The sequence below is a fragment of the Streptomyces sp. CNT360 genome, from assembly GCF_000424785.1.
The window spans coordinates 282,883-296,425 of record NZ_AUKO01000001.1; the positions used below are offsets into that span (position 1 = coordinate 282,883).

Genomic DNA, 13,543 nt, shown 5'->3' on the forward strand with positions numbered 1-13,543 from the left:
GGCGCAGCAGCCCGATCCCGGACCCGAGGAGTGCACGTGGCCCGCGAACCGCAGTCACCGAACGTCCCGGCCGCCTTCCGCCGGAAACCGGCCGGGCCCGCGAGCGACGCCGCCCCGGCAGCCGAGGACAGCACACCGGCGCCCCGCCGGAGCCCTGCGGCGGAGGAGGGGGCCCGGCCGCCTGGCGGTGAGGCTCTGCCCGTGCGGGCCGCACCGCCGCTGGAGGCCGAGGACAGGGAACGGTTGCTGACGGGTACCCACCACGCCCCGCACGCGCTGCTGGGCGCGCATCCGCTGGCCGAGGGCTCCGGGGTGGTGGTGCGGGCGCTGCGCCCGTATGCGCGGGCCGTCACCGTGCGCGTCGAAGCACCGCCCGGCGGAGGCACCGGACTGCGCGCCGAACTGACCGACGAGGGCGAGGGGTTGTTCGCCGCTGTGCTGCCCGTGGCAGCCGCTCCGCTGCCGCCGTACGAGCTGGTGGTCCGGTACGGGCAGGCGCCGGGCGAGGACGAGGTCACCACCGCCGACCCCTACCGGTTCCTGCCAGCGCTGGGCGAGCTGGACCTCCATCTGATCGGCGAGGGACGGCACGAGCAGCTCTGGCGGGTCCTGGGGGCGCATCCGATGGTGCACGAAGGGGTGGACGGCACCCGGTTCACCGTGTGGGCGCCGCACGCGCGCGGCGTACGCGTCGCCGGGGACTTCAACTACTGGGATGCGACGGCAGCGCCCATGCGGTCGCTCGGCTCGACCGGGGTGTGGGAGCTGTTTTTGCCCGGCGTGGCGGCGGGGGCGCGCTACAAGTTCGACCTCGCACGGCCCGACGGCTCCCACACGCTGCGGGCCGACCCGATGGCCCGGCGCACCGAGTGCCCGCCCGCGACGGCCTCCGTGGTGGAGACCTCGTCCTACACGTGGGGCGACGAGGAGTGGCTGGCCGCCCGCGGCAGGGTCCCGCACCACCGGGCACCGCTGTCCGTGTACGAGGTGCATCTGCCCTCCTGGCGGCCCGGACTGGGCTACCGCGAGCTGGCCGGGCAACTCACCGCCTACGTACGGGACCTCGGCTTCACCCACGTGGAGCTGATGCCGGTGGCCGAGCACCCCTACGGTGGCTCGTGGGGCTACCAGGTGACCGGGTTCTACGCCCCGACCGCCCGGCTCGGTGGCCCCGACGACCTCCGTTTCCTCGTCGACACACTGCACCGGGCGGGCATCGGCGTGCTGGTCGACTGGGTGCCCGCCCACTTCCCCAAGGACGAGTGGGCGCTGGCCCGCTTCGACGGGACGCCCCTGTACGAGCACCCCGACCCGCGGCGCGCCGAACACCCCGACTGGGGCACCCTGGAGTTCGATCTGGGGCGGCGCGAGGTGCGCAACTTCCTGGCCGCCAACGCCGTCTACTGGTGCGAGGAGTTCCACATCGACGGCCTGCGCGTGGACGCCGTCGCCTCGATGCTCTACCTCGACTACTCGCGGGGCGAGGGCGCGTGGACGCCCAACGTGCACGGCGGCCGCGAGAACCTGGAGGCGGTCGCCTTCCTCCAGGAGATGAACGCCACCCTCCACCGGCGCTGCCCCGGCGTCCTGACCGCCGCGGAGGAGTCCACGGCGTGGCCCGGCGTGACCCGCGCGACCCACCACGTGGGCGAGGGCGGCTTCGGGGGGCTCGGCTTCGGCTTCAAGTGGAACATGGGCTGGATGCACGACTCGCTGGCGTACCTGTCCGAGGACCCGGTGCACCGCGCCCACCACCACGGCACGATGACGTTCTCGATGGTGTACGCCTACGCGGAGAACTACATCCTGCCGATCTCCCACGACGAAGTGGTGCACGGCAAGCGCTCACTGGTGTCGAAGATGCCCGGCGACTGGTGGCAGCAGCGGGCCACCCACCGCGCCTACCTCGCCTTCATGTGGGCCCACCCCGGCAAGCAGCTCCTGTTCATGGGGCAGGAGTTCGCGCAGGGCGCCGAGTGGGCCGAGAGCCACGGCCCCGACTGGTGGCTGCTGGACCCCTCCTACGGTGCGGAGGCCGACCACCGCGGAGTGCGCGACCTGGTGCGCGACCTGAACTCCGCGTACCGGGCGACGCCCGCACTGTGGGAACGGGACACCGACCCGGCAGGGTTCGCCTGGGTGCTCGGCGACGCCGCGGACGACAACGTGTTCGCCTTCCTCCGGTTCGCCGCCGACGGGAGCCCGCTGCTGGCGGTCAGCAACTTCTCCCCCGTCGTCCGCCAGGGCTACCGCCTGGGTCTGCCGCGGGGGCGGGACGCCTGGTGCGAGGTGCTGAACACGGACGCCGCACGGTACGGCGGTGGCGGGGTGGTCAACCCAGGTGCCCTGTCCGCCTCCGGCCCGCCGGCCCACGGGCATCCGCACACGGTCGCCCTCACCCTGCCGCCCCTGGGCACGGTCTGGCTCCGCCCTTGCTGAATCCCTCGCCCCCTTGGCCGCGGGGAGGCGGCCGGGAGGGGATGCGGCAGGGCACGCGGGGACGAGCGACGACATCCCGCCACCCACGGCTCCGACGCTCCACGACTTCCCGCAATCCGCCGGTGCTTCGGACGCCCGCAGCCGCCGTCACGGCCGGATCCGCAGCCGCGCCGCCGTCGTCCCCGGGGGAGGCCGGCGCCGGGCGCCGCGCCCGGCGGAGGGAAGCCGGGCTCCGGAGCCGAGGCAGGGCGCGGGGAGGGCGGCGGCCCTGCCGTCGCCGCCCCTGCGCCCTGCCGTCAGGCCCTGGCCGCCGCCTCGGGGCGCTCCTGGGAGGGCACCTGGTCCGTGTCCCCGGTGCTCTCCGCGGGGACGTCGTGCGGCTGAGGGGACAGCCCGCTCTCGTCGAACGGAAGGTGCCCGGCGAGCACCTCCTGGACCCGGCCCCTGTCGATCTCCTTGGTCCACGTGCCCACCAGCACGGTGGCGACCGCGTTGCCCGCGAAGTTGGTCAGGGCGCGGGCCTCGCTCATGAAGCGGTCGATACCGACGATCAGTCCGACGCCGTCGACCAGTTCGGGGCGGTGGGACTGGAGGCCGCCCGCGAGGGTGGCCAGGCCCGCACCGGTGACACCGGCGGCGCCCTTGGAGGCGATGAACATGAAGACGAGCAGCGAGATCTGCTGGCCCAGGCTGAGCGGATCCCCCATGGCCTCGGCGACGAAGAGGGAGGCCATCGTCAGGTAGATCATCGTGCCGTCGAGGTTGAAGGAGTACCCGGTCGGCACGGTGATGCCGACGACGGGCTTGCTGACGCCCAGGTGCTCCATCTTCGCGATGAGCCGCGGCAGCGCCGACTCGGACGACGAGGTGGACAGGATCAGCAGGAACTCGCGGCCCAGGTACTTCAGCAGCGCGAAGATGTTGACCCCCGCGATCAGGCGCAGGATCAGCCCCAGGACGACGAAGACGAACAGGAAGCAGGTCAGGTAGAAGCCGACCATGATGACGGCCAGCGACTTCAGCGCGTCCACGCCGGTCTCGCCGACCACTGCGGCCATCGCGCCGAACGCCCCGACGGGCGCCGCCCACATGACCATCGCCAGCACCCGGAAGACCAGCTTCTGGATGTGCCCGATGCCGCGCAGCACGGGCTCCCCCGACTTGCCCAGCGCCTGCAGCGCGAAGCCGACCAGCAGAGCGATCAGCAGCGTCTGCAGGACCTCGCCCGAGGTGAAGGCGGAGACCATGGTCTTGGGGATCACTCCGACCAGGAAGTCGGTCATGCCCTCGCCGCCCTTGGCCTGCGAGGCGCCCGCCTCGCGGGCCTCGTCGGTCAGGTCCAGCCCGTGGCCCGGCTCCAGCACGTTGCCGACGACCAGCCCGATGGCCAGCGCGACCAGCGACATCGTCAGGAAGTAGCCGAGGGCCAGCCCGCCCACGGCACCGACCTTGGCGGCCTTGCGGACCGAACCGATGCCCAGCACGATCGTGCAGAAGATGATCGGCGAGATCATCATGGTGATCAGGCTGACGAACCCCTCGCCGAGCGGCTTGAGCTCCTTGGCCACGCCGGGTGCCGTCAGACCGAGGGTCACGCCCAGCACCACCGCGGCGATCACCGCGAGGTAGAGGTAGTGCGTGCGGTCCCGCTTCACCCGTGGTGCGTCCGGCGCAGCGCCCGCTGCGGCCTGCTGCGGTGTCTTCTTCGACACGTCTGCGGCTCCTCGTCGGTGGGTTCACGTCACGGTGGTCCCCGCGTGAGGTCCCTGACAGGACACGTTCATCGCGGATCTCGATCGTGTTGAGTCCCGGCGACTATGCACCACGGTGCGACGGGCGTCACCCTTACGTGCATTACGTGCACGTAACCGGTCGCGGCAGACTGTCCCCATGCGTCTGTCCCGCCCCGGCTCCCTGGTGCGGTCCCGTCCGCACAGCCTGGCGGGACAGCTCTTCGCCATGCAGGCCGTGCTGGTCGGCGTGGTCGTGGCGGGGTGCGCCCTGTTCGCGTACCTGTCGGCGAAGACGCAGGCCGAGGAGGCGGCCACCCACCGTGCCCGGGCGACCACCCAGGCGGTGGCCGACTCGCCCTCGGTGCGGGAGGCCATCCGGTCGGCCGACCCCTCGCGGCGGTTGCAGCCGTACGCGGAGCGGGTGCGCCGCGACACCGGCGTCACCTTTGTCACGATCATGGACAGGGACCGCACCCGGTGGACCCATCCGGACCCGCAGCGGATCGGCGAGCGCTTCGTCGGCCACATCGGCCACGCCCTCGACGGGGCCACCTTCGCCGAGACCTCCACCGGCACGCTCGGCCCCTCGGTACGGGTGGTCACCCCGATCCGGGACGGTGACCGCATCGTCGGCATGGTCAGCGCGGGCATCGCCGTGGACACCATCAGCGAGCGGGTCGGCGAACAGCTCACCGCGCTGCTCGCCGTCGCGGGCGGCGCCCTCCTCCTCGGCGGCGCCGGCACCTACGTGGTCAACGCCCGGCTGCGCCGCCACACCCACGGCATGAACGCCGCCGAGCTCAGCCGCCTGTACGACTACCACCAGGCGACGCTGCACGCCGTGCGGGAGGGCCTGCTCCTGCTCGACGGCCGCGGCAGGGTGGCCCTGGCCAACGACGGCGCCCGCACGCTGCTGGAGCTGCCGGCCGGCCAGGACCCGGTCGGCCGCCCCGTGACCGCCCTCGGGCTGCCGAGGGAGCTGACGCGCGCCCTCACCGACCCGGAACCCCGCGTGGACGAGGTCCACCTCACCGCGCGCCGCGTGATCGTCGTCAGCTCCTCCCCGGTGCAGGACGGCGGCACCGTGGTGACCCTGCGGGACCACACCGAGCTGCGCGCCCTGACCGGGGAGCTCGACTCGGTACGGGACTTCGCCGAGGCCCTCCGCTCCCAGGCACACGAGGCGGCCAACCGGCTGCACACCGTCGTCTCCCTCATCGAGCTCGGCCGCACCGAGGAGGCCGTGCGCTTCGCCACGGAGGAGCTGGAGCTGGCCCAGGCGCTGACCGATCGCGTGGTCACCGCCGTGCACGAGCCCGTCCTGGCCGCGCTCCTGCTGGGCAAGGCCGCCCAGGCGCACGAGCGCGGCATCGATCTCACGCTCTCCCCGGACAGCCACCTCGACGACACCCGCGGCGTGCCGCCCCGCGACCTGGTGACCATCCTGGGCAACCTGGTCGACAACGCGACCCAGGCCCTGGGGCAGCAGACGCCCGACGGGCCGGCGGAGCCGGGGGCCGCGCCCCGCGTCACCGTCACGGTGCGCGCCGGTGCCGGCGAACTCACCCTCCGGGTGGCGGACAACGGCCCTGGCCTGCCCCCGCACGCGGGCGACGCCCTGTTCACCCGCGGCTGGACCACCCGGCCCGGCGGCGGTGGGATCGGGCTGGCCCTCGTGCGGCAGGCGGCCCGGCGGCACGGTGGCACGGCGCAGGCACGCGATCTGCCGGACGGGGGCGCGGAGTTCAGCGTCCGCCTCCCGCTGGCGGCCGGCACGGCGCACCCTGCACCGGCTGCGGAGGTGCCCGTATGACGCTGCGGGTCCTCGTCGTCGAGGACGACGCCGTCGCGGCGGACGCCCACGCCCTCTACGTCGGCCGCGTGCCGGGCTTCACCGTGGCGGCCACGGCGCATTCGCGGGCGGAGGCGCTGCGGATGCTGGAGGAGGACGGGCCGGTCGATCTGATCCTCCTGGATCTCTACCTGCCCGACGGAAGCGGTCTGGATCTGCTGCGCTCCCTGCGCGCGGCGGGCCACACGGCGGACGTGTTCGCCGTGACCTCGGCACGCGATCTGACCGTCATCCGGGAGGGCGTCTCCCTCGGCGTCGTCCAGCACGTGCTCAAGCCCTTCACCTTCCGCACCCTCAGCGACCGGCTGCTGCGGTACGCCGACTTCCGTACGTCCGCGGAGGAGCGCGGCGAGGCCGGCAGCCAGGACGAGGTCGACCGCGCCCTCTCGGTGCTGCGGGCCGCCCCCGCCTCCTCCGCGCTGCCCAAGGGGCTCAGCGCCCCGACCCTGGCCCGGGTGACCGCTCACCTGCGGCGGGCGGAGTCCGGTGGGCTGACCGCGAGCGAGGCGGGCGGCGCGCTGGGCATCAACCGGATCACGGCCCGGCGGTATCTGGAGCACCTGGTCACCAGCGGGCGCGCGGACCGGCAGCAGCGGTACGGGCAGGTGGGGCGCCCGGAGCACTGCTACACATGGCGGGCCGCCCCGGCGGGACCGGGAGCCGGACAGTAAAGCTTCCTGTTCATTTTCCGTCCCGCATATTGTCCAGACCAATGGGACGCGGCTAGCGTGCGGCGGCATCAGCAACCGGTTCCCCCGAAGGGAGAGTTGCGTGTCCCCCCACACCCCACGCCGCCGTCCGCGCGGTGCCCACCGCAGACTTGCCGTCGGTCTGGGTGCGACGGCTGCGCTGCTGGCCGTCGCACTGCCCGCCGTCACCGCGCAGGCGACCGGCCGTCCCGCAGCCCACCGGGCGGCAGACGCCGCAGCGCCCAGCGGCACCAACGGCCCCTACCTGTACCTGGGCTGGGGCAACCCGCCCGATCCGGTCTCCTTCATGGAGGAGACCGGCACCAAGCAGCTCACCATGGCCTTCATCCTCTCCGACGGCGGTTGCTCGCCCGCCTGGGACGGGCAACGCCCGCTCGCCGGCGGCCAGGACGAGCAGGCGATCAAGGCCGTCCAGCAGGCAGGCGGCGACGTCACCCCGTCGATCGGCGGCTGGAGCGGCAACAAGCTGGGCGAGGCGTGCACGGACGCCGAGTCCCTGGCCGGCGCCTACCAGAAGGTCATCGACGCCTACGGCCTGAAGTCGATCGACATCGACATCGAGGCCAGCGAGATCGAGAACGCGGACGTGCGGCAGCGGGTCGTCGACGCGCTCAAGATCGTCAAGGAGAAGAACGACGGAATCCGGGTCTACGTCACCTTCGGCACCACCCCGCAGGGCCCGAACGAGAACGGCAAGGACCTCATCGCCAAGGGCGCCGCGGCCGGACTCGACGTGGACGCCTGGACGGTGATGCCCTTCGACTTCGGCGACGGCACCACGGACATGGTGGCCGCCACCAAGTCCGCCGTCGACGGCCTCAAGGACCAGGTCAAGGAGGCCTACGGGCTCTCCGACGCGGACGCGTACCACGCCTCGGGGCTCTCCTCGATGAACGGCACCACGGACCAGGAGGGCGAGCAGGTCACGCCCGACGGCTTCCGTCAGATCGTCGACTACGCCACCGGCAAGGGGCTCTCGCGCGTCAGCTTCTGGGCGGTCAACCGTGACCGCTCCTGCGCGGGCGGCGGCAGCCCGGGCGACTCGTGCAGCGGCATCGACCAGAAGGACTGGGAGTTCTCCACCATCCTGGCCGGCTACGGCGGCTGACCGCCTGTCCCGACGCCACCGCCCTGCCACGGCCTGAGGCCGTGGCAGGGCGGTGCGGGTGTGTCGACGTCAGGCGGTTCAGCCCTGGGCCGAACGGCGCTTGCGCGCGACGAACACGAGGCCGCCACCGACCACGACCACTGCGGCCGCGATCCCGGCGATCATCGGGGTGTTGCTGGAGGAGCCGGTCTCGGCCAGGTCCTGGTCGCTGCCCTGCGGCTTGGCGGCCGGGGCGCTGCTGCTGGACTCCGGCGCGCTCGGCTCGGGCTTCTCGCTGGCGCTCTGCGAGGGGCTGGGCGAGGGAGAGGTCGACTCCGACGCGGTGGGGGTCGGCGAGGGCGACGGGGTGTCGCACACCGGGGAGCTCTTGGTCTCCGGACCCCAGCTGTACTGCTCGCCGTCCGACGCGACGACCTGGGCGGTGACGTCGAGCGGCTTGGCGTGCTCGGGCAGGTCCACCTTCTTGTTGAAGGACGCCCCGAAGGTCTCGTCGACCAGGACCTTGTCGCCCGCCTTGACGGTGACCTTGTTGCCCTGCTGCGCGTAAGCCTTCAGGTCGATCGAGACCGAGTCACAGGTGACCGACCACTGGGGGGTGTGTGCCTGGGCGGGCGCGGCCGCTATCGCGGTGCCGACGAACGCCGCGGCACCGGTCGCCGCGATGGCGATCGACCGCTGCCATCTGAGGCGCAGTGCTGTCATCTTGTTCCTTCCGGTAGGACCACGCCGCGCACCGAACCCACACGGCGGGTGACAGCACGGTACTCGTCCCCACAACCCGTGACACACCCGCCCCTGGACATCCAACTCCTCCACCGGAGCCGACAGTTCCACACCGTTCCCGCACAGCCGCAGGAGCCCAGGTCGCGGCCCTGGCCGGGCGCCGTCCCCGGCAAGGTTGCAGTTCGATGACGGTCTGCACCCGATGCGGACCGGCCCGCCCTTCGCCGGTCCGGGAGGGTTTCCGGGCCCTCTCGGTGACGGCCCGTACGAAGGCACGGACCACGGCCGTCTCACCGTCCCGCACCAGGGTCAGTTCGAATAAGCGGAGGACCGGAACCGGGAGAAGGCCAGGTCCGCGCGGGCATGTGTCTGGTACGGGGGCCTCACGCGCCCCGCGCCGCGTTCCGGTGCTCAGCACCGGCATGGCCGCGACGATGGCCCTGCTGGCCCTGCTGGGCGGGCGCGCCCCCCGCGGCGACCGTCGTGCTGCTGCTGTGGGGTGTGTGTCCTCTACGGCGGGGTCTCGGTCAGCAGCCAGGCATACGTGCTGACGACGGCCCCGGCACCCGGGAGGCGGCGGGCGCGCTGTTCGCCGCGGTCTTCAACGCCTCGATCGCCCTCGGCGCACTGGCGGGCGGGCGCGTCGCGGACACCGCGCCGCTGCCCGCCGTCCTGTGGGTGGGCGCAGCGCTCGCGGCAACAGCCGCCTGCATACCGGCTCTTCGCCCCACCGCGACCTGCTCCGGCTCCGGCACGTAGCGGCGCAGCCGGTCGTCGGCCGCGCACGTCCCCCGCGACGCAGGCTGCCCGGGCGGCGGGAACGGCAACGCCGCCCCGCCGGCACAGCTCCCGCCCCGCACCGGAACCGGCCGCCCCGGGCCCACGGTGCCAGGCGGCGCCGAGGAGGCGGAGTCTCGCATGCACGTTCTAGCATGTGCGCATGCGAGGGCGGCGGCTGAACGGACGTTACGAGCTGATCGAGCCGCTGGGTTCCGGCGGCATGGGGGAGGTCTGGCGGGCGCGGGACGCGGAGCTGGCACGCGAGGTCGCCGTCAAGGTCTTCAGGCCGCAGCACGGCACCACCCAGGACGCCGGGCTCGACGAACTGCTGGGCCGCTTCCGGCGCGAGGCCCGCTCGGCAGCCGCGCTGGACAGCCCGCACATCGCCGCCGTCCACGACCACGGCACCGACACCTCCGACGGAGCCGCCGTCCCGTTCCTCGTCATGGCACTCGTGCACGGCCCCTCCCTGCACGAGGTGCTGCGCGACACCGGCCGCGTCCCCCTCGCCGACGCGCTGCGCTGGAGCGCGGACGTGTGCCGCGCCCTGGAGACCGCGCACGCAGCAGGCGTCGTCCACCGCGACATCAAGCCGGCCAACATCATGGTCGAGGACCCGCAGGGACACAGCCGCGCGAAGGTCGTCGACTTCGGCATCGCCAAGTTCACCGAGGCCCGGTCGAGCGACCCGCAACTGACCACGACCGGGCAGATGCCCTTCGGCAGCGTCCTCTACATGGCGCCCGAACAGTTCCGCCAGTCCGGCGTGGACGGGCGCACCGACCTGTACGCGCTCGGCTGCGTGCTCTACGAACTCCTCGTCGGACGCCCGCCGTACACCGGCTCGGCAGCCGGCGTCATGTTCAACCACCTCAACGACGTCCCGTTGCGCCCCAGTCGCGCCCGCGCCGCCCTGCACCCCGCCGTCGACCGACTGGTCCTCGACCTGATGGCCCGCGACCCCGCGGACCGCCCCTCGGACGCGTCCGAGGGACTGACGCGCATCCGGGAGGTCGCCGCAACCGGCTCCGGCACCGGCACACACCCCCGCGACCACACGGAGAGCGACGACGCGACAGACGCCTCGGGAACCCCCGACGAGACCGGGGTTGCCGGGGCCGCCGACGCGACCAGTTCCACCGGTGTCCGCAACGCGACCGGGCCCGCCGGAGCCCGCCACGTCGAAGAGGCCACGGAGACCGGCAGCGCGGAAGAGGCCACGGCGGCCCGCGGCGCGGGCGAGACCGGCGGCCTCTCGCAAGCCGGAGAGGCGCGCGCCGCGGCAGAGGCGGCCCCGGGCGCACCCCGGCGCCCCGCCCCGAGCACGCCCGAGTCGCCGGCCGCACCGCAAGCAAAGGCCGCGAATCGTGGTGCGGCGAAAGCGGGTTCGGCAGAGCCGGGGTGGCCGGAGCGGGCAACGGGGAGGCGCGGGGGACTCGAAACCCGGCGTCGGGTCACCGCTCCGTACAGGTGGCGGAAAAACCGCGCGACGCGGGCGCGGGTCCGCAGAACGCCCCGCGAGCGGAGGGCGCTGTGGAGGCGGGGGGCTCTGGTCGCCGCGCTGCTCGCCGCCTTCGGCTCCACCCTCGCCGTGGGCGCGAAGGACGACGGCCCGGCCCGGCCCCGGCACGGAAGCTCCGCCCTCGACATCGCGGAGAAACTCACCCCGGACACGTACGAACTGGGCGTCGGGATCGCGCTGCCCTACGGGGGCTCACAGACGGCGACCCGGCAACTGACCCGGGTGGCCGAGGCCGCGGTCGACGAGGCGGAGCGCCGGAGCGGGAAGAAGCTCCCTGTCCGTGTCGCTCCGGTCGGCGCGGACGGAGCAACCGGCTCCGACGTCCTGCGGGACCACCCGTCCATGGTGACACTGGTCGGCAAGAGCTCCGATCTCTTCGGCGACACCGGCGACACCGGCGACTCGCGCAACCGGCTCCCCACGCTGGACTCCTGCCGTGCCGACTGGCCGGTGACGGGCGCATCCCTCGCGGTCTCCGAGACCGGTGTCGCCGGTGTCACAGGCGACCACCTGCACCGCGAGCACGGCGTCCGCACACTGCTCGTGGCCGGCCAGGCGGCCGCGGACGATGAGGGCTTCAACTCCTCGGGAGTCAGGGCCGTCGTGGCCGACGAGCCGCTGGAGAGCGACTCCGCGGTACGCCGGGCGATCCGCAGGTCCCACGCAGACGCCGTGGTGGTGCCCAACGACGTGTCCGCGGACGACGGGAGGACCGCGGCGTGGGCCCGGGCGACCCGCGCGGAGGGGAAACAGGTCGTACTCCAGGGCGACAGGTACGCGGCCTGCGACCCGTCCGACGACGTCGCCGAGGAGGCGGGCAGGGACCGGCAACTGCCGGACGGCACCCTGCGGTTCCGTTCCTTCCACGACGAGACGCAGAAACCGGACTGCGCGCACACCCCGAAGCTGTGCGCCGCGCCCGCCTCGCTCAAGAAGCTGCTGCGGCTGCGCGGTGCCGCCGAGTTGTACGACGCGACGCTGCTGGCCGCCGAGCAACTGGGTCCCGTGCTGCGGAGCGCGCCGACGGTCGGTCAGGCCCGCGCGGGCGTCCGCAGCGGGCTGACCGGCGGTGCGACGGAGGGCCTGCTGGGCCACTACCGGCTGGCCGACGGGCGCGACGCGGACCGCCCCGTCTGGGTCGATGAGCGGAAGGACGGTGCGTGGCACCGGGTGCGCACGCTCTCCACACCGAAGTAGCCCCCCCGGCGCCGCACGCCCCCGCACCGGACGGACCGTGCCACGACGGGGCTTCGGGCGGCGAGGCCGCAAGCCGTCAGGCCGCGGGCCGGAGGGCCGGCGGCCTGCTCGGGCGCCGGTTCAGAAGACGGCTTCGGTCTCGTCCATGCGGTCCTGCGGCACGCGCTTGAGCTCGGTCACCGCGTCGGCGAGCGGCACCATGGCGATCTCGGTGCCACGCAGGGCGGTCATCTGACCGAAGTCGCCGCGGTGGGCGGCCTCGACGGCGTGCCAGCCGAACCGGGTGGCCAGCACCCGGTCGTAGGCGGTGGGGGTGCCGCCGCGCTGGATGTGGCCGAGGATGACGGGGCGGGCCTCCTTGCCGAGCCGGTGCTCCAGCTCGACGGCGAGCCGGTTGCCGATACCGGCGAACCGCTCGTGCCCGTACTGGTCGATCAAGCCCTTCTCGTAGGGCATGGAGCCCTCGGCCGGATGGGCGCCCTCCGCGACGCAGACGATGGCGAACTTCTTGTCGCGGGCGAACCGCTCCTCGACCATCTTGACCAGGTCGTCGACCTCGAAGTTGCGCTCGGGGATGCAGATGGCGTGGGCGCCGCCGGCCATGCCCGCCTCCAGGGCGATCCAGCCCGCGTGCCGGCCCATGACCTCCACGACCATGACCCGCTGGTGGGACTCGGCGGTGGTCTTGAGGCGGTCCATGGCCTCGGTGGCCACGGTCACAGCGGTGTCGAAGCCGAAGGTGCGGTCGGTGGCGGAGATGTCGTTGTCGATGGTCTTGGGGACGCCGACCACCGGCAGGCCGATCTCCGCGAGCATCCGGGCCGCGGTCAGCGTGCCCTCGCCGCCGATGGGGACGAGCGCGTCGAGGCCGAGCCGCTCGATCAGTTCCTCGGAGTCGTTGCACGCCTCCTGCAGCCGGGCCCGCTCCAGGCGGGCGGAGCCGAGGATGGTGCCGCCGCGGGCGAGGATGCCGCTGACGGAGTTTATGTCGAGGGGTCGGTAGCGGCCCTCCAGCAGGCCCTTGAAACCGTCTTCGAAGCCGATGACCTCGTCGCCGCGGTCGTGCACGGCGCGGTGCACGACGGATCGGATCACGGCGTTGAGACCGGGGCAGTCTCCGCCTGCGGTGAGGACTCCGATGCGCATGGGGTTCGCTTCTCCTGCTCCGTAGATGCCCGCCTGGGAACGGGTGCCCGCATGTCGAGGGGCCGCGTAGGGCACGGTCGGACCTCACTGTCCGGTGCCGCTGGTCCGTGTGAGCCGGTGCGATTGTTTCACGTCCTGAAAGCGAGGGCATTGGCCCTGCCCACCATCCGGTCCCCGCCGCCAGGGCGCCGGGGGGCCGTCGTGCCGGGGTCCCGCCCCGGCTGCCACCTGGGCGAGCCGTATATCCATAGGCGCAGGTATTGTCAAGGATATAGCCGTACTCCCACCGGCGGTTTCTCGCCGGGGCCATCCGAAACGGCAGGGCCGGCCCGG

The 13,543-nt window shown here is 73.2% G+C and carries 9 protein-coding genes; 6 read left to right on the forward strand and 3 right to left on the reverse strand.

The window, feature by feature from the left end; all coding sequences use genetic code 11:
* Nucleotides 1–30: 30 nt before the first annotated feature.
* Nucleotides 31–2,439 carry a 1,4-alpha-glucan branching enzyme gene (gene glgB / locus H297_RS0101165; RefSeq protein WP_078513655.1) on the forward strand — a complete coding sequence of 803 codons (2,409 nt, stop codon included), beginning with the start codon at nucleotides 31–33 and terminating at the stop codon, nucleotides 2,437–2,439.
* A gap of 296 nt (nucleotides 2,440–2,735) precedes the next feature.
* On the opposite strand, the gene H297_RS0101170 is transcribed toward glgB, so the two are convergent.
* Nucleotides 2,736–4,151: a cation:dicarboxylate symporter family transporter gene (locus tag H297_RS0101170; protein WP_027735552.1), complete on the reverse strand. Its 1,416-nt coding sequence runs from the start codon at nucleotides 4,149–4,151 to the stop codon at nucleotides 2,736–2,738.
* Between the two features lie 178 nt (nucleotides 4,152–4,329).
* On the opposite strand from H297_RS0101170, the gene H297_RS0101175 reads away from it, so the two are divergent.
* From H297_RS0101175 to H297_RS33820, 3 genes are all read left to right on the forward strand, one after another.
* The gene (locus H297_RS0101175) at nucleotides 4,330–5,985 is read left to right on the forward strand and encodes a sensor histidine kinase (RefSeq protein WP_027735553.1); all 1,656 of its coding nucleotides are present in this window, start codon (nucleotides 4,330–4,332) and stop codon (nucleotides 5,983–5,985) included.
* Complete coding sequence (locus H297_RS0101180; RefSeq protein WP_027735554.1) at nucleotides 5,982–6,695, forward strand: response regulator; 714 nt, start codon at nucleotides 5,982–5,984, stop codon at nucleotides 6,693–6,695. The genes H297_RS0101175 and H297_RS0101180 overlap by 4 nt, the downstream gene beginning before the upstream one ends.
* A 100-nt stretch (nucleotides 6,696–6,795) precedes the next feature.
* Nucleotides 6,796–7,842: a chitinase gene (locus H297_RS33820; RefSeq protein WP_051351395.1), complete on the forward strand. Its 1,047-nt coding sequence runs from the start codon at nucleotides 6,796–6,798 to the stop codon at nucleotides 7,840–7,842.
* A gap of 78 nt (nucleotides 7,843–7,920) precedes the next feature.
* On the opposite strand, the gene H297_RS0101190 is transcribed toward H297_RS33820, so the two are convergent.
* Nucleotides 7,921–8,544, reverse strand: coding sequence for an LAETG motif-containing sortase-dependent surface protein (locus H297_RS0101190; protein ID WP_027735555.1), 624 nt, complete (start codon nucleotides 8,542–8,544; stop codon nucleotides 7,921–7,923).
* A gap of 522 nt (nucleotides 8,545–9,066) precedes the next feature.
* Here H297_RS0101190 and H297_RS0101195 point away from each other — a divergent pair.
* Together H297_RS0101195 and H297_RS40095 are read left to right on the forward strand one after the other, a co-directional pair.
* Entirely contained in the window at nucleotides 9,067–9,324 is a 258-nt protein-coding gene (locus H297_RS0101195; protein WP_158693625.1) for an MFS transporter, read from the forward strand.
* A 181-nt stretch (nucleotides 9,325–9,505) separates the two neighbouring features.
* A complete protein-coding gene (locus tag H297_RS40095) occupies nucleotides 9,506–12,064 on the forward strand; it encodes a serine/threonine-protein kinase (RefSeq protein WP_051351396.1) in 2,559 nt (852 codons plus the stop codon).
* A 120-nt stretch (nucleotides 12,065–12,184) separates the two neighbouring features.
* Here the strand turns inward: H297_RS40095 and H297_RS0101205 are convergent, their stop codons facing one another.
* Nucleotides 12,185–13,210, reverse strand: coding sequence for an ATP-dependent 6-phosphofructokinase (locus tag H297_RS0101205; RefSeq protein WP_027735557.1), 1,026 nt, complete (start codon nucleotides 13,208–13,210; stop codon nucleotides 12,185–12,187).
* Nucleotides 13,211–13,543 lie beyond the last annotated feature (333 nt).